Raw genomic sequence first — 23284 nt, 5'->3', positions numbered from 1 at the left:
GAAGGGCGGCGCGCGGGTGCCCCGGAGGTGGGGCGCCCACGTCGTATCCAACGGTGCGCGAGGCGCCGGTTCGGCCAACCGCCGTTACATGACGTGGAACAGTGTTGCCCGCGCATCCACCGGCGCGAAGCGTGCCGATGCCGGGGCATCCCAGTCGTGGTGTGAGCGTTGCGCCTGCCGCAGTGCTTCCAGCCACTCGTCGCGGCCCAAGCCGGTCTCGCGCACATCGATCCCGGCGAAATCCGCCGCCACCTGCCGGAAGTGGCAGAAACTCTCGTAGTCGGCGATTTCTCCGCGCAGGTTCTGCAGCGCGACGTCGATCAACAGCGCATCATCGAGCAGGCCGATGCTGGGCAGGTGGTCGGGCAGCACATCGTCCGGGTTTTCGATGTAGTCGCGCAGCGCGTCGGTGCGCATAAGCACGTCCGCGTCGGCCCGCCAGTCGCGGTCTTCCGCCAGTTGTTGCAGGTGATCCCACGCGCGCATGCGCGACTCGACGAACGCCGGCGTGACCCCAGTCGGGTAGCGCTCCAGCACCCGCCGTGCCGCGGTGACGAACTGATCGGTGCTCAATGGCGCCGCATCCGGGTCCATGCGCCGCATGGCATCGTTGAACAGCGGCAGGCGCGCACTATCCACTTCATAGCCGCCCGCGTTGTGGCGACGACCGAACTGGCTTCCGATCACATCGCCCAAACCATTGGGAAAAGTATCGGTGATCCGCTTGGACACGTTCATGACAGCCTCCGGAAGGAAGGGGCTGTGGCCACCGGTCAGGTAGCTCCAACCATCACACCTTGATTACGCATTCTTGAGCCGCAATGACAGGGCGGCGATGCCCCGATCGGGGGATGACGCAATGCGTCACGCCGCCGTCCGCAGGTCCGGCGCAACGCCGGCGACCAGCGCGTCGAAATACTGCCGCGTCAGCTGCAGTTGCGACGTCGCGTCCTCGGCGCGATTGACCACGGCGCGGAAGGCGGCGCGCTGTTCATCGGAGTGCTCGGGGCGATCCTTGGCATACCAGCCCAGGTGCTTGCGCGCGATGCGCACGCCTGAGGATTCGCCGTAGAAGGCGTGCAGGTGTTCCAGGTGGCCCAGCAGCACGTCGCGCACCTCCGCCAGCGTGGGTGCGGCGAGGTTCTCACCCGTGGCCAGGTAATGGGCGATCTCGCGGAAGATCCACGGCCGTCCCTGCGCCGCGCGGCCCACCATCACCGCGTCGCAACCGGTGTACGCGAGCACCCGTGCGGCCTTCCCCGGCGAGTCGATGTCGCCGTTGGCGATCACGGGAATGGCCAGCGATGACTTGATGGCCGCGATGGTGTCGTACTCCGCCACCCCGGTGTACTGCTGGTCGCGGGTGCGGCCATGCACCGTCAACGCCGCGATCCCGGCCGCCTCGGCAATGCGGGCGATGGTCAGCGCATTGCGCTGGTCGGCCGCCCAGCCGGTGCGGATCTTGAGTGTGACGGGCACGTCCACCGCGTCCACCACCGCTTCCAGGATGCGCGCCACGAGCGCCTCGTCGCGCATCAGCGCGGAGCCCGCCCAGGCGTTGCACACCTTCTTGGCGGGACAGCCCATGTTGATGTCGATGATCTGCGCGCCGTGGTCGACGTTGTAGCGCGCGGCTTCGGCCATCACCTCGGGCACGGTGCCGGCGATCTGAACACTGATGGGGGCAGGCTCACCGTCATGGTCCATGCGGTGGCGCGACTTGGCCGTGTGCCAGAAGCGCGGATCGCTGGTGGTCATTTCCGACACGCACAGGCCCGCGCCGAGCTGTTTGCACAGCACGCGGAAGGGCTTGTCGGTGACCCCGGCCATCGGCGCGAGGATGACCCGGGGCGCGATCTCGTACGGTCCGATGCGCATGCCGCGCATTGTACGGGCCCCGGCCCGGTGCGTCAGAACGGGCCGAAGCGGCGTTCGACCTCGTCCCGATGCGGCATGGACATGGCGGCACCGGCGCGTTCGGTGGACACGCCCGCGTAGGCACCCGCAAAGCGCACATGGGCCTGGAACGGACGCCCCGGTGCGCACGCCAGCGACGCAGCGAGGGCGCCGTTGAACGCATCCCCGGCGCCGGTGGTGTCCACCGGTGCCACCGCCGTGGCCGGCACGCGATAGTGCACGGCCGTGTCGCCCCGCAGGTTGCCGGCCGGGTGCGAAATGAAACAGCCGGCGGCGCCCAGGGTCACCACCACGGTGGCGGGCGGTCGCCAGCGGCGACACAGGGCATGCAGGGCCGCATCGTCGCGCGTCGCAAGCGTATCCGGGTCCACCTCCTCACCGCAGTCCCGTGCCAGGTGTGCGCAGAACTCGGTCTCATTGGGGGTGACGACGTCCACGTCCTCCCAGAGCTGGGGCGGGACCGCCACATTGGCCGGTGCCGGATTCAGCAATGTCAGTCCACCCGCTGCCCGCACGAGGCGAAGCGCCGCCGCCACCGCGTCGATCGGTGACTCCAGTTGCGCCAGGACCACGGCCGAGGCCTCGATCTGCGCTCGCTGGGCCTCCACGAACGCTTGCGACAGCGCCGCATTGGCCCCGGGCCCGATCACGATGCTGTTGCGTCCGGCATGGTCGACGTAGATGCCGGCGGTGCCGGTCGGCAGCGTGCTGCACTGGTCATGCAAGCCAATGTCGTCCGCCGCCGCCAACGCGCGCGCCCATTGCGCGCCCACGTCTTCGCCCAGCGCGCACACGAACGACGTGGAGGCGCCAGCGCGCGCGGCGGCGGTGGCCTGGTTGAAACCCTTGCCACCCGGGCCCGAGCTGTACTCCCCGCTGAGGGTCTGCCCGGGTACCGGGAGCTCGGCGCAACGCCACACATGGTCGACGTTGAACGACCCGACCACCGTCACCCGGCTCGTGGCGCCCATGCGATCAGCCAAATTGGGTCAGCACGCCGGCGATGGTCGCGGTCATCAGCGTGGCGATGGTGCCGCCCAGGACCGCGCGCAGGCCGAACCGTGCCAAGTCCTGGCGACGGTCAGGCGCCAGCCCGCCGATGCCACCGATCTGGATCGCGATCGAACTGAAATTGGCGAAACCGCACAGCGCATACGTCGCGATCAGCTTGCCCTGGTCGGTCAGCGCTACGCCGGCCACCTTGCCGTTCACGATGTCCGCCAGCTGCAGGTAGGCCACGAACTCGTTGATCACGATCTTCTGCCCGATCAGTCCGCCGACCAGAGTCGCATCCTGCCACGGCACGCCGATCAGCCATGCCACGGGTGCCAGCACGTAGCCCAGCAGCGTCGCCATGTCCGTCGGCTTGCCCAGCATGGCCTGCAGGCCCGTGACCTCGCCGATCCACGTCAGCGGCCAGTTGAGGAGTGCGATCAGCGCGATGAAGGCCAGCAGCATCGCGCCAATGTTGAGCGCCAGGCGCAGGCCATCGCCGGCACCGGCCGCCGCAGCGTCAATGATGTTGCTGGTGGTCTTCTCCACTTCCATCTTGACCGTGCCGCGGGTCAGCGGCGTGCCGGTTTCCGGAATCAGCAGCTTGGCCACCACCATCGTCGCCGGCGCAGCCATGATCGATGCCGCCAGCAGGTGCTTGGCGTAGAAGGCCTGTTGCTCCGGGTCGCTGCCGCCCAGCATGCCCACATACGCCGCCAGCACGCCGCCCGCGATGTGCGCCATGCCGCCGATCATCATCGTGATCAGCTCCGATTCGGTCATCCGGCTGATGTAGGGCCGCACGGTCAGCGGCGCCTCGGTCTGGCCGATGAACACGCTGGCGCACACGCTGGTGGTCTCCGCGCCGGAGACGCGCATCACCTTGGTGATGGCCCACGCCATGCCGCGCACCACCGCCTGCATCACGCCCAGGTGATACAGCACGCTCATCAGCGCGGCGAAGAAGATGATGGTGGGCAGCACCTGGAAGGCAAAGATGAACCCGTACTTGGACGTGTCCATCAACCCGCCAAAGATGAAGCTGGAGCCCGCGTTGACGAAGCTCAGCACCTTGACGAAACCATGGCCCAGCGCGTCGAACACGTCACGACCGCCGGGGACGAGCAGAACCAGCGCCGCGAAGGCCACCTGCAGGCTGACGCCGGTGGCGACCAGGCGCCAGTCCACCGACCTGCGGTTGTTCGAGAAAAGCCAGGCCAGCCCGATCAGGACGACGAGACCGAACAGGCCAAAGGCCACTCGGGTGATTGCTTCCACGTGATGGTTTCCCCGCGGCCGGACGCGGCCGTATGTCGGCGCAGCCTAGTGCAGGCGCCGCGTGAACGGCAAGCCGCAGCGCGGCGCGCGGGGTCAGGCGTCGCGCGCCACGACCCGGTTGCGCCCTTCCAGCTTGGCCGTCTGCAGGCGCTGGTCGGCCCGGCGCAGCAGGCGCGACAGGTCCTGTCCGTCCTGCGGGAACCCCGCGATGCCCGCGCTGAAGGTGATGCGTCGCGGCGTTCCGCCACGCTCGGCCTCGAACGGCCGCTCGCCCAGCATGCGACGGATGGCGTCCACCCGCTCCCATGCGTTGCCCACCGGCTTGCGCAGCACCATCACGAACTCCGCGCCGCTGACGCGGACCAACTGCTCGCCGGCTTCCATTTGCCCGCGCAGTGAGGACACGACGTGGCGGAGCGCGCGATCGCCCGCATGCTGGCCCAGTTCGTCGTTGATTCGCTTGAAGTGGTCCAGGTCCAGCATCGCCACGCTCAGGCTGCCACCCTCGCGCTTCACCAAGTCCAGCAACTGCGGCACCCGGTGCATCAGCCAGGTGCGGTTGGGCAGGCGGGTCAGGCCGTCGGTGCCGGACATTTCCACCAGCCGTTGCATTCGGTACACCACCATCAAGGTCACGCCGGTGACGATGGCGAGCAGGATCAGGCGCTGGACCTGGTTGTTGGCGGTGACCGCGCCGTACTCGGCCGACATCAACTGCTCCGGCGAACCGGCAATCGCGAACACCGCCGCAACCAGCAGGCCGTACTGCAGCACGGCCAGCGCACCGGCCAGCAGCGTCGTGCGGCCGTCATTGCGCAGCGCGGTGACCAGGATCGCCAACACGTAGCCGCACCACACCACCATGCTGTTGAGGCCCGAGGGCAGGTGGTTGTCGGCCAATGCCATCAGCACCAGCGTGGTGGTGGTCACGTCGAAGGTGGTGGTGGCGAAGGGCAGCCAGCGGTAGCGCCGCCGTCGCCGCGCCAGCGCCAGCCAGACCTGGGCGACGAGGTTGACGAACACCGCGCCCGCCAGGCCGATCAGGGTTTCGGCGACGGTGCCGCCGGTGAGGTTGTTGACCAGCGGAAGCAGCAACAGCAGCCCGGCGACGACCACGCGGATGCGCGCCACCAGCAATTCGCCGGCGGCGCCCACTTCCAGCATCATTTCATCCGGTCGCGCCAGCAGCGCGGCGCCAAATTCGCGGATGGTTCTTGTCGCGTCCGGCATGCATGGCTTCCCGTGGCCCCGCGTGGAGCATAGCGCTCCCGCTGGTGGCGGTGGCGCCTCAGGTGCCCATGCCGCGGATCGCCACCCACAACGCCAGGCCCAAAAACAGCGCCGCGGCCGCGTAACGGGCTGCCTTCAGCGGCAGGCGATCGGAGAAGCGGCTGCCCAGCGCCACCACCGGCACGTTGGCCAGCAGCATGCCCACCGTGGTGCCGGCCACCACTGACCACAGCGGCTCGTAGTTCGCCGCCAGCAGCACCGTGGCCACCTGTGTCTTGTCGCCCACCTCGGCCACGAAGAACGCCAGCGTGGTGGCGATGAACGCGCCGCGCGCCGGCAGCGCGGCGTCATCGTCGTCCAGGGTATCGGGCTTCAGGGTCCATAGCGCCACGGCCAGGAAGCTGCCGGCCACCACCCAGCGCAGCACGTCCGGCCGCAGCCAGTCGGCCGCCAGCGCGCCAAGCCACGCAGCGAGCGCATGGTTGAGCAGGGTGGCTACCAGGATGCCAGCCACGATGGGCCAGGGCTTGCGGAAGCGGGCTGCCAGCAGCAGGGCCAGCAACTGGGTCTTGTCGCCGATCTCGGCCACCGCCACGGTGCCGGTGGAAAGAAAGAGTGCGTCCATCAGGTCTCCGGGGCCGGGCGATCGCGATTGGCGCGAAGGCGGACGCCGCGCGGCCCGGCCGGGTACGCGCAACGCCTGCCTTCGGTCTTGCCCGAAGCCGCGCGTCGCCGCACCGGCCCCTCGCGCGCCATGGCCTGCCGGCCAAGTGTGTTGACGCGCGCCCCCGCCAAGCGGGTGGGCTACTCCCCGGAGGAGGAAGAGTGCGTGCATTGTAGCCGGTCGCCCGCTCGCTCGCAGCTACACTGGCTGGCCTTCGTGTTCCGGATTCATCGGGAGTTGTCCATGCAATACCGTCGCCTTGGTTCCTCCGGCCTGCAGGTCTCCGCGCTGTCCTTTGGCGCTTGGGTGACCTTTGGCTCGCAGATCGGTCGCGGTACCGCGCGCGAGCTGATCGCCACCGCCTGGGACCATGGCATCAACTTCTTCGACAACGCCGAGAGCTATGCCAAGGGCGAGGCCGAGCAGGTCATGGGCGACGTCATAGCCGACCTGCGACTGCCTCGCGACGGCTACAGCGTGTCCAGCAAGGTGTTCTTCGGCAGCGCCAAGGATCCGCGGCCCACGCAGAAGGGGCTGTCGCGCAAGCACGTGACGGACGCCTGTCATGCCGCCCTGCGCCGCCTGCGCGTGGACTACCTGGACCTTTATTACTGCCACCGCCCCGATCCGGAGACCCCCATCGCCGAGACCGTGTGGGCGATGGACGCGCTGGTGCGCCAGGGCAAGGTGCTGTATTGGGGCACATCGGAGTGGTCGGCGACGCAGATCCGCGACGCGCACGACGTGGCGCACGCGCACCATCTGCACGCCCCGACGATGGAGCAGCCGCAGTACAACCTGCTGCACCGCGAGCGGGTGGAGGTGGAATACGCACCGCTGTACGCCGAGTACGGCATGGGCACCACCACCTTCTCGCCGCTGGCCTCGGGCGTGCTCACCGGCAAGTACAACGCGGGGTTCCCTGCCGACGCGCGCTTGGGCCTGGACGGCATGGAATGGCTGCAGCCGATCGTGCTGGGGCAGGACGACGGACGCATCGGACGCGCGCGACGCTTCACCGCGCTGGCTGCGGAAATGGGGTTTGCGCCCGCCACGCTCGCCATCGCCTGGTGCCTGCGCAACCCGCACGTGTCGTCGGTGATCCTGGGCGCGAGCCGTCCCGAGCAGCTTTTGCAGAACCTTGCGGCGCTGGAGTTGCATCGCGACCTGGGCGAGGACACATGGGCGCGCGTGGAGGCGGCCGTCGCGTAACCCCGCATGGACTGAACTCTGCGGGATCGCTTGACATGCAAATGAGAATCGTTATCGTTAAATCTCATTCCAGCAATGAGTCACGACGATGCCACTCCAGCCGACGAACCCCGTGGTGATCCGCCGCCCGCGCCTGCATCTGGTCGCCGGTCGGCCCGCAACCTCCGCGATGGCTGATACGGGCCAAGTGGAGAGCCACGCCCTGCTCAACGGTGCCCGTGAATTGCTCATCCGCCACGGCGGTGAGCTCTACCGCCTGCGCCACACCCGCAACGACAAACTGATCCTCACCAAGTAAGGACTCGCGGCAGTCAATGCCGCGGGTCCCTGCCACCGTCGACTGCAGGACTGCGATCACCGTCACGCCCTATACTCGAACCTTCATTGGATGAGGGGGCATTGATGGAAATCCTGGCAGTCGTATTGCTGGTCGCGGGCGTGGTGGTGCTGTTCAAGACCGTGCGGATGGTGCCGCAGGGTTACGAATGGACGGTGGAGCGCTTCGGCAAGTACACCCACACCATGACCCCGGGCCTGCACTTCCTGATCCCGGTGGTGTACGGGGTGGGGCGCAAGATCAACATGATGGAACAGGTGATGGACGTGCCGAGCCAGGACGTGATCACCAAGGACAACGCCGTGGTCAAGGTCGACGGCGTGGTGTACTTCCAGGTACTGGACGCGGCCAAGGCTGCCTACGAGGTCGCGACCTTGGAGATCGCCATCCTCAACCTGGTGATGACCAACATCCGTACCGCGATCGGCTCGATGGACCTGGACGAGTCGCTGTCCAAGCGCGACGAGATCAACGCCAAGGTGTTGGTCGCCGTGGACCAGGCGACCCATCCGTGGGGCCTGAAGGTCAACCGCATCGAGCTCAAGGACATCCAGCCGCCGCGCGACCTGGTCGACTCGATGGCGCGGCAGATGAAGGCCGAGCGCGAGAAGCGCGCCAACATTCTCGAGGCCGAGGGTTTCCGCCAGGCCGCCATCCTCAAGGCCGAGGGCGACAAGCAGGCCGTGATCCTCGAGGCCGAGGGCGAAAAGGAAGCCGCGTTCCGCGAGGCCGAGGCGCGCGAGCGCCTGGCCGAGGCGGAAGCGAAGGCCACGGAGATGGTGTCCAACGCGATCGCCTCGGGCAACGTGCAGGCCATCAACTACTTCGTCGCGCAGAAGTACATCGAGGCGTTCAAGGCACTGGCCGAGGCGCCCAACCAGAAGTTCGTGATGATGCCCATGGAGTCGGCCGGCGTGATCGGGTCGCTGGGTGGCATCGCCGAGCTGGCCAAGCAGGCGCTGGAGCAGCCGGGCCGCGTCGGCACCAAGGGAGGCTGACCGATGCAATGGAGTTGGCCGATCGTGTTGTGGGGCGCGGTTGCGCTTGCGTTGTTCGCCGCGGAGGCGCTCGCGCCGGGCGCCTTCATGTTGTGGCTCGGGTTCGCCGCCACGGCGGTGTTCTTGATGGTGTTCGCCATGCCCGGCATGTCGGTGCTGGCGCAGGTGGCCGCCTTCATCGTGCTGGCTTTCGTATCCATCCAGGTCTATCGCACCTGGTTCCGCAACCGCGGGCGCGAGAGCGACCAGCCCATGCTCAACCGGCGCGCCGAACAACTGGTGGGTCGCGTGGTGCCGCTGGAGCGGGCAATCGTCAACGGCGAGGGCCGGGTGCAGATCGCTGACGCGTTCTGGGACGTCGTCGGCCCCGATGCGCCCGCGGGCACGGCCGTTCGCGTGATCGCCGTGGACGGCATGACGCTGAGGGTGCGGCCAGCGGAGTGAGTGCGCGAGGGGCGCCAGCATCCGCTGGCGTATGCGCAAAGCCAGCGCTGACAGGGCGGCCTCCGGGCCGCCCTTCGTCTTGTGGCGGCCCGATCTGGGATAATCCCCATCCCCACGTCACTTTTCCCAGGCCCACCCTCGATGACCCAGAAGACCATCCTCAACGACACCCACCGCGCTCTCGGCGCCAAGATGGTCGACTTCGGCGGCTGGGACATGCCCATCCACTACGGCTCGCAGATCGACGAACACCATCTGGTGCGCAAGGACGCCGGCATGTTCGACGTCTCGCACATGACCGTGGTCGACCTGCGCGGCGAGCAGGTGCGTCCGTTCCTGCGCAAGCTGGTCGCCAACTCGGTGGACAAGCTGAAGGTGCCGGGCAAGGCGCTGTACACGGGCATGCTCAATGAGCAGGGCGGCGTCATCGACGACCTGATCATCTATTACCGCGACGAGCAGTTCTTCCGTCTCGTGGTCAACGCGGCCACCCGCGACAAGGACCTGGCGTGGATCACCGAACAGGCCAAGCCGTTCGGCGTCACCGTCACCGAACGCCCGGAGTTCGGCATGATCGCGGTGCAGGGCCCGACCGCCCGTGAGCGCGTGCTCGGCCTGCTGCGCGAGGAAGACCGCGCCGCCATCGGCAAGATGGGCAAATTCGTGGCCGGCGAAGCCAGGACGGTGGATGGCATCGACGTGTTCGTCGCCCGCACCGGCTATACCGGCGAGGACGGCTTCGAGATCGTCGTGCCGGAGGGCCGTACCGTTGCCTTCTGGAATGCGTTGCTCGCCGCCGGCGTCAAGCCGGCAGGCCTGGGCGCGCGTGACACCCTGCGCCTGGAGGCCGGCATGAACCTCTACGGCCAGGACATGGATGACACCGTGTCTCCGTACGAGGCCGCCATGGGCTGGACTGTGTCGCTCGACGAGGGCCGTGACTTCACCGGTCGCGCCGTACTCGAGCAGCAGAAGGCGGGCGGCGCCCCGCGCCAGATGATCGGCCTGGTGATGGACGAGAAGGGCGTGCTGCGCCACGGCCAGAAGGTGCTGACCGCGCACGGCGAGGGCGAAATTCTCTCGGGCACCTTCTCGCCGACGCTGGGCAAGGCTATCGCGTTCGCGCGCGTGCCGGCGGGGGATATCCCGCTGGGTAGCGCTGGCAATGTCCGCGTCGACATCCGTGGCAAGGAGATTCCCGTGCGCGTGGTCAAGTTCCCGTTCGTGCGCGACGGCCAGCCGCAGGACGGCATCCTCGGCTGATCCACTCGTCCGGCGTCGGCACCTGCCTCCGCCGGATTGCTTCACTGCAACACAAGTGGTCGGCCACGCCGCGGTTGCGCGGCCCGGCGCTTGGTTAAACTACGCTTCCCTCAACCCACACACGTACCACCGGAGCACCCCCATGAGTGAGATTCCCGGCGACCTCAAGTTCCTCAAGTCCCACGAGTGGGCCCGCGTCGAAGGCGACGGCAAGGTGACGGTCGGTATTTCCGACCACGCCCAGGGCCTGTTGGGTGACCTGGTCTACGTCGAACTGCCGAATGTCGGCGACCGCGTCGAAGCCGGCACTGCCTGCGCCGTGGTCGAGTCGGTCAAGGCCGCCTCCGACGTCTACGCGCCGGTCAGCGGCACGGTCACCGCCGTCAACAGCGCGCTGGCCGACAAGCCGGAAACCATCAACGAAGATGCCTACGGCGAAGGTTGGTTGTTTACCCTCGCGCTGGAAGATGCCGAGCAGCTCAACGAACTGTTGGCTCCGGACGACTATGCCGAACTGCTGGAAGACGAAGACCACTGAGTCGGACCACGCATCGTTTCTCCACCGGCCGCCTCGTGCGGCCGGTGTCGTTTTGGGACCGGGTCAAGCGCGGCGAGCTTCGGTTTCCGTCGTCGCAACGGCCGCGCAATTTCGCGCAAATCGACGTGCTGCGTCGCGAAATGGGCAGGCGCCCCAAAAAAAAATTGGGCTGCTGGCGATCGCGTCCGGCGTCCTCGCACGGCGGGCGCGTGGCCTTGATGCGGACGGTGCCCATGGCCGCGATGCGAAAGAGGAAGGTCGAAAAACACCTAGAAAAAAGCACTTTTCAAAAAACGCATTCGCGTGTGCGTCAGGCCTGCTTCATCCATTGGCGTGCCAGCGGGGCCATGCATGGGTGGGCACAGCGGCATCCGGGCAGTGCCCGGACGAAAAATTTTTCTGCTTGGGTTGTTGACACTATGAAAAAGCGTGATTAGGTTTCGCCCAGCAGACGCTTCCTGCAAAAAGCGAGTGACGAGAACCAACGCGACAATGCGAAGTGCAAAACGAACCTCCGCCCGTGCATTCAAGACGGTGGACGCAGGATTCGTTTCCCTCGCGCGAACGCGGCCGGTTCAAGAAGCACAGCCCGTTTCGTCGCCGACGGATCGGGTTTTTGTTTGCCGCGATTCCGGCAGGGGGGCGGTCCGGGACGAGGGTGGTTTCAATTTCATGGCCACGCGCAGCCGCATGCGCGCGTGCCGACAGAATCCGTTTCCGTGCATACATGGCACGGACGGTGGGCTGCGGGTTCCATTTCCGCGGCATTGTTTAGTGCTGGGCGTTACACCCCGATAGACCACTGACGAGGAGCCATACCATGGCCGTTAAGAAAGCTGCCAAGAAGTCCGCCGCCAAGAAAGCGGTGAAGAAGGTCGCCAAGAAGGCTGCCGCCAAGAAGACCGTGAAGAAGGCCGCCGCCAAGAAGGCGGTGAAGAAGGTCGCCAAGAAGGCCGCCAAGAAGACCGTGAAGAAGGCTGCTGCCAAGAAGACGGTGAAGAAGGCCGCCAAGAAGGTTGCCAAGAAGACCGCCAAGAAGACCGTGAAGAAGGCTGCTGCCAAGAAGACGGTGAAGAAGGCTGCCAAGAAGGCCGCCAAGAAGCCGGCCGCCAAGAAGGCTGCGAAGAAGGTTGCCAAGAAGGCCGCCAAGAAGACCGCGAAGAAGGCCGCCAAGAAGGCTGCCAAGAAGCCGGCGGCGAAGAAGGTTGCCAAGAAGCGCGCCAAGAAGGCCGCTCCGGCTGCCATGCCGGTGACCCCGGCGCCGATGATCTAAGAAAGTCCCGATACCAGAAGTACGCGGTACCCAACACTCCCTTCCCGCAGCCCAGGCGGGAAGGGAGTTTTTTATTGCGAGGTGTCCGCCAAGGGGCGGGAATCAGCGCGGTGCAGCGCTGGCCTTGGTGGCGGTACTGCCCGCCGGCGTGGTTGCCGGCAACTGGGCACTGTCGACGTAGAGCGGCGTTTCGTCGGTGTCGACGTCCAGCCAACGCTGCGGGGCCAGGCCCAGTGCGCGGTCGAGGATCGTCGGCAACATCCCCGAAGGGATCGAGCTTTCGCTGTTCCACATCAGGGCAACGCCGAAATCGCGGTCTGGCAGCATGGCGATCAGGCCGCGGTAGCCCTGCACCGCGCCACCATGGAATACCACCCGCTCGCCGGCGTAGTCGTAGACACGCCATCCCAGCGCATAGCTGGCTGAGTTGAGACGCGTGCGGCGCCAGGAGGAGCCACGGATCTCGGTGGGCGTCGACACCAGCGGCTCATGCAGGGTCGCCAGCAGTGGCGCGGGCAACACGTCGGGGCGGTAGCCGGTATGGGCCAGCAGGTACTGCGCCATGTCGCTGGCGCTGGCATTGACACCCGCAGCCGGTGCCACCTGGTAATAGGTCGACTTGGGCTTCACCGAAACCCAGCCACCGCGTCCGCGTACATGGGGCCGGGCCCAACGCGCGCTCGACTCGATGCCTTCAAGTCCAAGACTGGCGTCATTCATGCCCAGCGGCTTGAGGATGCGGCGCTGCACTTCCTGGCTGTAGAAATCGCCAGTGGCCGCGAACACCACGTCACCTACCAGGCTGAAGGCGATGTTCTGGTAGCTGTAGCAAGTGCCTGGCTGGCACTTCAACGGCGCGTTGGCCAGCTTGTGGGTCAGCGTGCGGTAGTCGGCGTAGGCCTCAAGCTCGCGATCGTAGGCATTGTGCGGCAGCCCCACGCGGTGGCTGAGCAGGTCGGCCACGGTCAGGTTGCGGGCGGCATTGGGATCGCTCAGGCGAAAGTCGGGCAGGTAGCTGACCAGCTTGCTGTCCCAGCGCAATGCACCGTCGTTGACCAGCATGCCGGTCAAGGTGCCGGCAAAGCTCTTCGACAGCGACGCCAGGCGGAATACGGTGTGGGCATCCACCGGCTCGGCCGCCTTGACGTCGGTGATGCCATAGCCACGTGCGCTGAGCACGCGGCCGTTGTGGACCACTGCCATGGCCAGGCCGGGTACGCGCTGGTTGGCGACCAACTGCTGTGCCATCGCTTCGAACTGGTGCACGTCGAAGCCGCTGGCGATCGGCTTGAGCGCTTGCCGCGCGAACGCGCTGCGGTGCTGTTGGCGGGCGAGGTCGTGATTGGACCCATCGGCGCGCGCCGCGGAGGCGGCGTTCGGCTGCGACGGACGCCAATGCATCGGCGTCTGTGCGGTCGAGCCCAGCGTCAGGGTGAGGAGGAGGGCCGAGGCGCCGATGCGCCAGGTCGTCCGTGACCGCCGGGGTGCGTGTTCTTTCATCGGTCGCATCGCCTGCGTATGCTCAAGCTTCGGCCGATAATAGCGCCGATCTCAAGGACTTGGGGGAAGGAACGATGGTCGGCTTCATGATTCTGTTGGGTTTGGTGATCGTTATCGCGCTCTGGGCAGTTGGCCAGTACAACGGGCTGGTGGCGGCCCGAAACGCGTTCAGGAACGCCTTCGCCCAGATCGATGTGCAGTTGCAGCGCCGTTTCGAGCTGATTCCCAACCTGGTGGAAACCGCCAAGGGCTACCTGACCCATGAGCGTGAAACCCTGGAGGCGGTGATCGCGGCCCGTGGCGCGGCGATGGCTGGGCTATCCGCCGCGCACGCCAGCCCCGGTGATCCGGCGGCCATGGCCCAGCTATCGGCGGCGCAGGGCCAGCTGAATGGGGCACTGGGACGGCTGCTTGTGGTCGCCGAGGCCTACCCCGACCTGAAGGCCAACCAGAACATGATGCAGCTGACCGAGGAGTTGACCAGCACCGAGAACAAGGTCGCCTTCGCCCGGCAGGCCTACAACGACTCGGTGATGGCCTACAACAACCGCCGCGAAGTATTCCCGGCCAGCCTCATCGCCAACAATTTCCGTTTCCTGCCGGCGGCGCTGCTCGACATCCCGGCCGACAAGGCACAGATGCGCGAGGCACCCCAGGTCAGGTTCTGACGGGCCATGAACTTCTTCGAGCGCCAAGACCAGGCCCGGCGCCTGTCGGCACGCCTGCTGTTGCTGTTCGGTGCCGCGGTCGTGGGCATCATTGTCGCGGTCGTCGCGGTTATGGTCGTGTTTGCTGGCCCGCGGCCGGGGCCAATGCTGGCCGCGGCCATCGGCACGCTGGTGGTGATCAGCCTCGGCTCGTTGTACCGGATCAGCAGCCTGGGCAGCGGCGGTGATGTCATCGCCCGGGAGATGGGTGGGGTCCTGGTGCCGGAGGACACGCGGGATCCGAGCCTGCGCCGGCTGCGCAACGTCGTGGAAGAGATCGCCATCGCGTCGGGCGTGGCGGTCCCCAAGGTCTTCGTCATGGAGCACGAAGGGGCCATCAACGCCTTCGCTGCGGGATACGCCCCTTCGGACGCAGCGGTTGCGGTGACCCGCGGCGCCCTCGAGCGACTGAACCGCGACGAGTTGCAGGGTGTCATCGCGCACGAGTTCAGCCACATCCTCAACGGCGACATGCGGCTCAACATCCGCCTCATCGGCGTGCTGTTCGGCATCCTGATGGTCGGGCTGGTGGGGCGGAAAGTGCTGGAGCACGGCCGCTTCAGCGGAGGCCGCCGCAACAGTGGGGCCGGTGCCATCCTGATTGCCGCGTTGGCCGCCATGGTGGTGGGCTACGTGGGCCTGTTCTTCGCGCGCATGATCAAGGCCGGTGTCAGCCGCAGCCGCGAGCGTCTGGCCGACGCCTCGGCGGTGCAGTTCACCCGCCAGACCGCGGGCTTGGCCGGTGCGCTGAAGAAGATCGCAGGCCTGCACGAAGGCTCGCGGCTGGCCGAGCGCGGGGATGCGGAAGAGGTGAGCCACATGCTGTTCGGTGATGGCGTGGGGTTCAGGGGCTGGTTTGCCACCCACCCGCCATTGATGGAGCGGATCCAGGCGCTGGAGCCTTCCTTCGATGCATCGCAGCTCGAGCATCTGTCCAACGAGTGGGCATTGCATCCGCCGCAAGGGTTGGAGGAGGACGTCCGGCTCGGCCTGGTAACCCCCGAGGATGCGCACGCCCTGCCTGCCGCCGACGCTGAGCATCTCCTTGCGCCAGCGCGGGTGGTGGCCGAGGTGGCCACGCCGCGCGCCGAGGACTTCGCGCTGGCGGGTGCCATTGTCGAAAGCCTGCCGCCGGACGTGCACGCCCTCGCCACGCGCCGGGAAACGGTCATGCCGCTGCTGGTCGCGCTGCTGCTGGACGACGAGGTGCAACTGCGCGAGCGGCAGTTGTTCGAGGTGGCGGCACGGCTGGGCGCGATCCTGGCGCAGGAGGCGCGTCTCCTGCGCGACCAGCAGCTGGCGGGGCTGCATCCAATGCATCGGTTGCCGCTGGCGTCGATCGCCTTCCCCGTTTTGCGCCTGCGGCCGCGGCCGGAGCTGGACGTGTTCGTCGACGCAATCAATGCGCTGGTCCACGCTGACGGCAAGGTGTCGCTGTTCGAGTACTGCCTGGCACGGCTGCTGACGGTGCAGGTGCGCGAGTCGCTGGACCCCTCGCGCTACGCCCGGTTTGGCCGAAGCACATTGGATCGCGTGCGACGCGAGATCGCCACCCTGCTGGCCGTGGTGGTCCAGCACGGTCATGTCGATGCCGACACGGCGCGCCACGCCTATCTGCGCGGCATCCAGTGCGTGCTACCGACGGATGCGCTGCCCTATCTGCCGCGTCCGCAGGGGGTGGTCGCGTTGGACGAGGTGTGGGTGCCTCTCGACGCCCTCGACCCACTGGCCAAGCAGATGCTGGTGGAGGCGCTGACCGTGGCCATCAGCCACGACGGGCGCACCACCGTGGCCGAAGCCGAACTGCTGCGCACGATCTGCGCGATGCTGCATTGCCCGCTGCCGCCGATGTTGCAGCCAGCGTTGCCCTCGGGAGCCTAGGTACTAGCGGGCGAGCAACCGTCCGCCGTTTGGGTCATGCCTCCCGGATCAGGTCGGCTGCGCGCTCGGCAATCATGATGGTTGGCGCATTGGTGTTGCCGCCGATCAGGGTGGGCATCACCGAAGCATCGACCACGCGCAGACCGTCCACGCCACGCACGCGCAGAGACGGATCGACTACCGCCGCGTCGTCGTTGCCCATCCGGCAGGTGCCGATCGGGTGGTAGATCGACTCCGCCTTCGCACGCACGAACGCCGCCAGCTCCACGTCCGACAAGTCGTTGCGCGCCGGGTAGATCGGTGCGCCGCGATAGGGTGCGAACGCTTTCTGCGCGAGTACGTCCCGGGCGATCTTCGCGCCTTCCACCATCACCTTCAGGTCGAAACCTTCCGCGTCACCCAGGTAGTTGGCCTGGATCCGCGGCTTGTCGGCGGCGCGTCCGCTCACCAGGGACAGCCGCCCGCGGCTCCGCGGGCGGAGCATGGTGGCGTGCACGGTATAGCCATCGCCGGGGAGGCGGGTGCGGCCGTGGTTGTCCAGCAGCGCCGGCAGGAAGTGCAGCTGGATGTCCGGGCGCGCGTCCGGTGCCAGCCGCGAACGGACAAAGGCGCCTGCCTCGGCGATGTTGCTGGTGCCCGGGCCGCGGTGGTCGCGCAGGTAATAGTCGAAGGCGACCTTGGCGTCGCTCAGCCGGTCGTAGGTCACCCGCCGGTTTGAATGCTGCAGGGTGCAAATGTCGAGGTGGTCCTGGAGGTTGTCGCCGACGCCAGCAGCATCGTGGACAATCTCGATGCCGTGCTGGCGCAAGTGGCTGGCCGGGCCGATGCCCGACAGCATCAACAACTGTGGCGAGTTGACCGCGCCGCCGCTGAGGATCACCTCACGCGAGGCTTGGAAGTGGAAGGCCTTGCCTTGGTGCATGCACGTCACGCCATTGGCTCGCGGCGGCCCGCTGGCACGGTCGAAGGTGATCCGGCTCACCATCGCGCCGGTGCGGATGGTCAGGTTAGGCCGCGAGCGCGCGGGATTGAGGTAGGCGACAGCCGCCGAGCAGCGCGCGCCGTTGCGCTGCGTCACCTGATACAGGCCGAAGCCTTCCTGCGTAGGCCCGTTGAAGTCATCGTTGGCCGGATATCCTGCCTGCTGCCCAGCCTCGATGAAGGCCGCCGACAGCACATTGCTGTGGCGAAGGTCGGAGACGGTCAGCGGCCCATTGCCGCCATGCAGCGCGTCGGCGCCATGGGCGTTGCCTTCGCTGCGCTTGAAATAGGGCAGCACGCTGCCCCAATGCCAGCCGGTCGCGCCCAGTGCCGCCCACTCGTCGTAGTCGCTGGCCAAGCCGCGGCAGTAGATCATGGCGTTGATCGAACTGGAGCCGCCCAATACCTTGCCACGTGGCCACCAAAGCGTGCGGTTGTCCAGATTCGGCTCGGGGGCGGTGTCGTAGTCCCAGTTGATGCGCTTGTTGAGCGCCAACTTGGCCAACCCGGCTGGCATGTGGATGAAAGGGTGCCAGTCGCGTGGCCCCGCCTCCAGCAGCAGGACCTTCACGGCCGGGTCCTCGCTCAGGCGGTTGGCGAGCACGCAGCCGGCGGAACCGGCGCCAATGATGATGTAGTCGTACACGCGGATGTCCGGAGGTGCCACGCAGCGAGGCTAGGCGCGGGGGGTAGAGCAAATGCTCTGAGCGCGAAGGGGTTTTTCATGGTGCCCTGATCGGCTACCGTGGCGCCAGCCACCTCAAGGTCCCACCCGCGTGCGCCCTGCCAACCCCGAGGCACCCGGTAGATTTCGCGCGGCCCTCGCCGAATCGCCCCCGCTGTGGTGGTCGCTCCTGTACTTCTTCAGCTTGCTGTGCGGGTACTACGTGTTGCGGCCGGTCCGCGATGCAATGGGCGCCTCCGGTAACGTGTCCGACGTGTTTCCGCACTGGCTCGTCGCTTGGGCAAAGGGCGCGGGTTGGGATCTGGCCGGCCTCACCCTGCAGGTGCTGTTCACCATCACGTTCGTGGCAATGGTCGTGTTGCAACCGCTGTATGGCGCACTGGTCTCGCGCTTCCCGCGCCGGGTGTTCCTGCCAGCGGTGTACCTGTTCTTCATCGCCTGCCTGCTGGGCTTCCATTGGATGTTCAATCAGGAGTGGACCGGCCGCGGCGCCGCTTTCTTCGTCTGGACCGCGGTGTTCAACCTGTTCGCGGTCAGCGTTTTCTGGAGCTTCATGGCCGACGTGTTCGATAACACACAGGCCAAGCTTTTCTATGGCTACATCGGCGCGGGCGGCACCATCGGCGCCCTGGTGGGCCCGGTCCTGACCCGCGTGCTGGTGCAACGGATCGGCGTGGACAGCCTGCTGCTCATTTCCGCCGGGTTCCTGGCGGTATGCCTGCTGTGCATCATGAAACTGCGACCTTGGGCCTTGCGCAGCGAACTGGTGCGCGGAGAGGGGAGTGGCGAGGCGGCCATGGGCGGTTCGGTACTGGCTGGTATCCGACTGGTCCTGTCCGATCCGCTGCTGCGCGCCTTGGCGATGCTGATGTTCTTCGGCGTCGGCGTCGGAACGTTGCTCTACAACGAACAGGCGGCCATCGCGAAGGCCAGCTTCATCGCCGACGAGGCGCGCACGGCCTACTACGCCAACATCGACCTGGCGATCAATGCCTTGACCATCACCACCCAGTTGCTGGTCACCCGCTGGCTGCTGCGCCGCTACGGCATCGCGCCAGCCCTGCTGTTGCCGGCCGCCGCGATCGTGGTCGGATTTGCCATGCTGGCTGCGTCGCCGTTGCCATTGCTGGTGGCCACGGTGCAGGTCATGACCCGGTCCAGCGAGTTTTCACTGGGCAAGCCGGCGCGGGAAACGATCTACACCCGGGTGGACCGCGAATCGCGCTACAAGGCGAAGGCGGTCATTGATACCGTGGTTTACCGAGGAAGCGACCTCAGTTTCGTCTGGCTGCACAAGTTCCTCGCCGCGTTCGGTTCGGCGACCGTGTTCGCCACCGGTGTCGGCGCAGCCGCGCTGTTCCTGTTCAGTGCATGGCGGGTGGTGCGGGAGCAACCACCGGCGTCCGCAGGCGCGCCAGCGGCCACCTGATGATGGTTTCAGCCGGGCGACGTGCCAGCGCGCGCGGGGCGCGGTGACACCCACATGGCAATGCGGGCGCGGAAGACCACATCGCCCTTGTTGTCGCTGACCTCGACCAGTACGGGTGCGTCATAACCTGCCTCCGATATATCCAGGGGGCACTCTGGCGTTGCGACCGCTTTCATGGTGCCGGTGGCCTTCTTGAGGTACTCGACGCTCATGCCTTTGGGGATCCAGCGCATCGCGGGTGGCAAGGTGGCGTCGGTCATCACGCCTGCTGCCAGTTCCGCGAGGTTGCATAGAGCGATGGCGTGGACCGTGCCGAGATGGTTGTGCACACGCCTGCGATCGCGCATGCGCACCTCGCAGCGACCAGGCGCGAGCGTGACGAAGCGGGGTGCGATCGTGCCGAAGTAGGGCGCCTTGATGCACACGGCGCGGGAGAACAGCCAGTGGCCAGCAGGCCAGCGCGTGATGCGGTGGTAAAGAGAGAGTATCTCGGTCGACATCCTGTAACCTGCTTGATGGTGATTGGCGGCGGCCAACGCCTTGTGGTCCGAGGCAATAGTGGGCAGAGTCGGTCCACTTTTCGCGAGCCAGGAGGGTGTTGCGTGCCATTGCAATGGGTCAGCTTGCTTACGATCGCACTTGGACCCATCCCGGATAGGCCCGATCCTGCCCTTGTCGCCCTTTCCGAAAGGACTCCAGGGGTCATCGTTACACGTTCCGCGCGAACCTATCCAATCTCGGGCAACGACATCGGCGAGCTCCGGGACAGGCTGCGCGCCCAGTTGAACATGGATGCCGCCGCCGGAGGCCACGCGTTGACGCGGAGCGAGATCCAGGTGGGCTATGCCTTCGAACGCAGCCGGGGGGAATGTGTGCTCATCGAGGCGCAGGTTGCCGTGGATGTCACGACGGTCCTGCCTTCATGGGAACCCGACAAGCCCGTGCCTGCGGCTCTACGCCATCAGTGGCAGCAGGTCCGCAAGGCGCTCGACACCCACGAACAGGGCCATGCCGACCATGCGCTCGCGGCTTCCGAGGAGCTTCGCCAGCAGCTTGCCCAACTGCCTGCCACCGCACCTTCGTGCCGTGACATCGAGTCGGCGGCACAGCGCATCCTGTTCCGCGTGATGACGCGTCTGAAGTTCCGCGACCAGCGTTACGACATGCGAACCCAGTACGGTTCAGCCCAAGGGGCCGTGTTGTAGTTGCGATCGCGACGAGCCCCGCAGGGCTCGTCGCTCGCGGCCGGTTCAAGCCGCTGCGCGGCCCAACTCGCCCGACGGCCGATAGGTCGCCGACCGCAACTCCTCCGCTTCGAAGTCATCGACGCTGATGGTGTCGATGGTCAGCTCGCGCAGATCTTCCAGCAGCTTGCGCTCTTCGGTGGTGATCCAGCCTTCGCGTACGCCCTCGTCCAGCTGGGTCGCGAAATCGTGGGCTTCGATGTCGCTGTTCTTGAGCGCCTTGATGAACTTGCGCTCCACCGGCTCGGCCAGGATCGCCTTCTGCAGGTAGCTGTTGATGCGGCCGGCAGGATTGTTGGCGCAAGGCGTGGTGAACACGCCAACTGCCAGGCGGTCGCGTGCCTCGTTGGGCGACATCAGCAAGGACGCAACCTTGTGGCACAGGCGGTCGCTCGGGTACTGCGCGCGGCGGCCGAGCGGAAACACCAGCGCCCACAGCAGCCAGCCGATCGGGCGGATCGGGAAGTTGCGCAGCGCGCCGGAGAATGCGTTCTCGATCTTGAACACCGCGTTGTGGATCGACCACGCCAGCAGCGGCTGGTCGGAGGCCGGGCGGCCCTCATCCTCATAGCGCTTGAGCAGCGCGCTGGCGATGTACAGGTTGCTGAGCACGTCGCCCAGGCGGCCGGACAGAGACTCCTTGAACTTCAGTTTGCCGCCAAGCAGCAGCATGGAGGTATCGGCCATCAGCGCCAGCGCCGCCGAGTAGCGGTTGAGCTTGCGGTAGTAGCGGCGGGTGTAGGTATCGCCCGGCGCCGCGCCGACCTTCGCGCTGGTCAATCCGAACCACAGCGAGCGCACGGCATTGGAGATGGCGAAGCCGATGTGGCCGAACAGCGCCGCATCGAAGTCGCGCAGGCGCGCAGACGCATCCGGGTTGGTCGCGGCCTTCATTTCCTTCAGTACCCACGGATGGCACAGGATCGCGCCCTGGCCGAAGATCATCAGCGAGCGCGTCATGATGTTCGCGCCTTCCACCGTGATCATGATCGGCGCCGCCTGCCAGTTGCGGCCGGCGAAGTTGCGCGGCCCGAGGATGATGCCCTTGCCGCCGATGATGTCCATGACATCCTTGGCGACCTCGCGGCCCATCTCGGTGCAGTGGTACTTGGAGATGGTCGACGGCACCGCCGGCAGCTCGCCACGGGCCACGGCCGCAGCCGAGGCTTCGGCCAGCGCGCTGACGGTGTAGGCATGGCCGCCGATGCGCGCCAGGGCCTCCTCCACGCCCTCGAAGCGGCCGATCGACAGGCCGAACTGCTTGCGGATGCGCGCGTACGCACCCGTGGCAATGGCGCCCATCTTGGAACCGCCGCTGGCGGTGGAGGGCAGGGTGATCGAGCGGCCGATCGACAGGCACTCCACCAGCATCTGCCAGCCCTTGCCGGCCATCGCCTCGCCACCGATCAACTGGCTCAGCGGGATGAACACGTCCTTGCCGCGCACCGGGCCGTTCTGGAACGGACTGTTGAGTGGCATCGCGCGGCGACCGACCTCGACGCCCGCGGTGTCGCGCGGCAGCAGCGCCAGCGAGATGCCGATGTCCTGCTTGTCGCCGATCAGGCCGTCCGGGTCGTACATGCGGAAGGCCATGCCAATCAGCGTCGCCACCGGCGCCAGCGTGATGTAGCGCTTGTCGAAGGTCAGCTTCACACCGACCACCCGCGCACCGTTCCAGTCGCCCATGCACACGACGCCGTAATCCGGGATCGACGTGGCGTCGGAGCCGGCCCATGGGCCGGTCAGGGCGAAGCATGGCACCTCACGGCCATCGGCCAGGCGCGGCAGGTAATAGTCCTTCTGCTCCTTGGTGCCGTAGTGCATCAACAACTCGGCCGGGCCCAGCGAGTTGGGCACGCCCACCGTCGAACTGACCACCGACGACACCGACGCCAGCTTCTGGATCACCTTGTGGTTGCCCAGCGCGGTGAAACCGAGGCCGCCGTACTCCTTCGGCACGATCATGCCGAAGAACTTGTTCTTCTTGATGTAATCCCACAGCGCCGGCGACAGGTCGGCATCCACATGCGTGATCTGCCAGTCGTTGGTCATCCGGCACAGCTCTTCCACGGGGCCGTCCAGGAACGCCTGCTCGTCCGGGCGCAGGGTCGGTTTGGGCTGGCTGGCCAGCACCTCCCAGTCCGGCTTGCCGGAGAACAGCTGGCCTTCCCAGCCCACCGTGCCGGCTTCCAGCGCCACGCGTTCGGTTTCCGACAGCGGCGGGAGGATCTTGGTGTAGAAGCCCAGCAGCGGCTTGGTGATGAAAGGCAGCCGAATCGCAGGCAACAGCAGCGGCACCGCTATCAGCGCCACCAGCACGCCGGCAACGACAGTGGCGGCGCCATTGGCGCCCAGAAGCCAGCAGGCCACCAGGACCGCGGCGGTCACCGCGGCCCACACAGCGAGGCGGAGGCGGTGGTAGGCCGCGATCGCGCCGACCAGCAGGAAGGCAAGGAAGGGAACGGCGATGCTCATGGTGGTGCTCCGGCGGGCGCCAGGCCCGCTGCTTCAGACAGGGTCGATGTGAAGGTCCGGCGGCACATGCCCAATGTCGGCCTGTTGACTGACCGCCGCAAGCCTCGGGCCGTCGGTCATTCAAACGCTGGCATTAAACATGTACCATACGACTGAGTATGGAATCGCCGATTCGGCCCTGTCAACTCGACCTATGCTGCGGTGCAATACTGCTTTGGCCCAAGGCGACCGTTTA

21 protein-coding genes are annotated in these 23284 nt (G+C 66.7%); 11 read left to right on the top strand and 10 right to left on the bottom strand.

The window, feature by feature from the left end; translation table 11 throughout:
• Positions 1–84: 84 nt before the first annotated feature.
• The 6 genes from N800_RS16060 to N800_RS05065 all read right to left on the bottom strand — a co-directional run bounded on the left by N800_RS16060 (position 85) and on the right by N800_RS05065 (position 6043).
• Entirely contained in the window at positions 85–738 is a 654-nt protein-coding gene (locus tag N800_RS16060; RefSeq protein ID WP_036135534.1) for a YkvA family protein, read from the bottom strand.
• A 126-nt stretch (positions 739–864) separates the two neighbouring features.
• Complete coding sequence (gene dusB / locus N800_RS05085; protein WP_036135533.1) at positions 865–1878, bottom strand: tRNA dihydrouridine synthase DusB; 1014 nt, start codon at positions 1876–1878, stop codon at positions 865–867.
• Positions 1879–1910: 32 nt separating this feature from the next.
• A complete protein-coding gene (locus N800_RS05080; RefSeq protein ID WP_036135531.1) occupies positions 1911–2888 on the bottom strand; it encodes a ribokinase in 978 nt (325 codons plus the stop codon).
• A 4-nt stretch (positions 2889–2892) separates the two neighbouring features.
• Positions 2893–4188: a NupC/NupG family nucleoside CNT transporter gene (locus N800_RS05075; RefSeq protein WP_036135529.1), complete on the bottom strand. Its 1296-nt coding sequence runs from the start codon at positions 4186–4188 to the stop codon at positions 2893–2895.
• Positions 4189–4281: 93 nt separating this feature from the next.
• Entirely contained in the window at positions 4282–5418 is a 1137-nt protein-coding gene (locus N800_RS15215; RefSeq protein ID WP_052107934.1) for a GGDEF domain-containing protein, read from the bottom strand.
• A 58-nt stretch (positions 5419–5476) separates the two neighbouring features.
• A complete protein-coding gene (locus N800_RS05065; protein ID WP_036135527.1) occupies positions 5477–6043 on the bottom strand; it encodes a TMEM165/GDT1 family protein in 567 nt (188 codons plus the stop codon).
• A 282-nt stretch (positions 6044–6325) separates the two neighbouring features.
• Between N800_RS05065 and N800_RS05060 the strand changes: the two genes are divergently transcribed.
• From N800_RS05060 to N800_RS05030, 7 genes are all read left to right on the top strand, one after another.
• Positions 6326–7294: a potassium channel beta subunit family protein gene (locus N800_RS05060; protein ID WP_036135526.1), complete on the top strand. Its 969-nt coding sequence runs from the start codon at positions 6326–6328 to the stop codon at positions 7292–7294.
• Between the two features lie 88 nt (positions 7295–7382).
• Positions 7383–7592: a hemin uptake protein HemP gene (locus N800_RS16580; protein WP_036135524.1), complete on the top strand. Its 210-nt coding sequence runs from the start codon at positions 7383–7385 to the stop codon at positions 7590–7592.
• 104 nt (positions 7593–7696) lie between these two features.
• Entirely contained in the window at positions 7697–8629 is a 933-nt protein-coding gene (locus tag N800_RS05050; RefSeq protein ID WP_036135523.1) for an SPFH domain-containing protein, read from the top strand.
• Between the two features lie 3 nt (positions 8630–8632).
• Complete coding sequence (locus N800_RS05045; protein ID WP_036135521.1) at positions 8633–9073, top strand: NfeD family protein; 441 nt, start codon at positions 8633–8635, stop codon at positions 9071–9073.
• Between the two features lie 141 nt (positions 9074–9214).
• Positions 9215–10336, top strand: coding sequence for a glycine cleavage system aminomethyltransferase GcvT (gcvT, locus tag N800_RS05040; protein ID WP_036135520.1), 1122 nt, complete (start codon positions 9215–9217; stop codon positions 10334–10336).
• A 142-nt stretch (positions 10337–10478) separates the two neighbouring features.
• Positions 10479–10874, top strand: coding sequence for a glycine cleavage system protein GcvH (gene gcvH, locus N800_RS05035; protein WP_036135518.1), 396 nt, complete (start codon positions 10479–10481; stop codon positions 10872–10874).
• Positions 10875–11694: 820 nt separating this feature from the next.
• Positions 11695–12147, top strand: a complete 453-nt coding sequence (locus tag N800_RS05030) for a hypothetical protein (protein WP_036135516.1) — start codon at positions 11695–11697, stop codon at positions 12145–12147.
• 102 nt (positions 12148–12249) lie between these two features.
• Here the strand turns inward: N800_RS05030 and N800_RS05025 are convergent, their stop codons facing one another.
• Positions 12250–13647: a serine hydrolase domain-containing protein gene (locus N800_RS05025; RefSeq protein WP_036135515.1), complete on the bottom strand. Its 1398-nt coding sequence runs from the start codon at positions 13645–13647 to the stop codon at positions 12250–12252.
• A gap of 86 nt (positions 13648–13733) precedes the next feature.
• On the opposite strand from N800_RS05025, the gene N800_RS05020 reads away from it, so the two are divergent.
• Both N800_RS05020 and N800_RS05015 read left to right on the top strand, forming a co-directional pair.
• Positions 13734–14315 carry a LemA family protein gene (locus N800_RS05020; RefSeq protein WP_232227545.1) on the top strand — a complete coding sequence of 194 codons (582 nt, stop codon included), beginning with the start codon at positions 13734–13736 and terminating at the stop codon, positions 14313–14315.
• 6 nt (positions 14316–14321) lie between these two features.
• Complete coding sequence (locus N800_RS05015) at positions 14322–16235, top strand: M48 family metallopeptidase (RefSeq protein ID WP_036135512.1); 1914 nt, start codon at positions 14322–14324, stop codon at positions 16233–16235.
• Between the two features lie 34 nt (positions 16236–16269).
• Here the strand turns inward: N800_RS05015 and N800_RS05010 are convergent, their stop codons facing one another.
• A complete protein-coding gene (locus N800_RS05010) occupies positions 16270–17862 on the bottom strand; it encodes a GMC family oxidoreductase (protein WP_036135510.1) in 1593 nt (530 codons plus the stop codon).
• Positions 17863–17992: 130 nt separating this feature from the next.
• Between N800_RS05010 and N800_RS05005 the strand changes: the two genes are divergently transcribed.
• Entirely contained in the window at positions 17993–19330 is a 1338-nt protein-coding gene (locus N800_RS05005; protein ID WP_052107933.1) for an NTP/NDP exchange transporter, read from the top strand.
• An 8-nt stretch (positions 19331–19338) separates the two neighbouring features.
• On the opposite strand, the gene N800_RS05000 is transcribed toward N800_RS05005, so the two are convergent.
• Positions 19339–19830 (bottom strand): hotdog fold domain-containing protein, encoded by a 492-nt coding sequence (locus tag N800_RS05000; protein WP_036135508.1) that lies wholly within the window; start codon positions 19828–19830, stop codon positions 19339–19341.
• A gap of 15 nt (positions 19831–19845) precedes the next feature.
• On the opposite strand from N800_RS05000, the gene N800_RS15575 reads away from it, so the two are divergent.
• Positions 19846–20535, top strand: coding sequence for a DUF922 domain-containing protein (locus N800_RS15575; protein ID WP_084087222.1), 690 nt, complete (start codon positions 19846–19848; stop codon positions 20533–20535).
• A gap of 45 nt (positions 20536–20580) precedes the next feature.
• Here the strand turns inward: N800_RS15575 and N800_RS04990 are convergent, their stop codons facing one another.
• Entirely contained in the window at positions 20581–23049 is a 2469-nt protein-coding gene (locus tag N800_RS04990) for an acyl-CoA dehydrogenase (protein ID WP_036135505.1), read from the bottom strand.
• Positions 23050–23284: the final 235 nt, after the last annotated feature.

The sequence above is a fragment of the Lysobacter daejeonensis GH1-9 genome, from assembly GCF_000768355.1.
Lineage (GTDB): Bacteria > Pseudomonadota > Gammaproteobacteria > Xanthomonadales > Xanthomonadaceae > Aerolutibacter > Aerolutibacter daejeonensis.
This window is presented reverse-complemented; position numbering and strand designations above follow the sequence as displayed.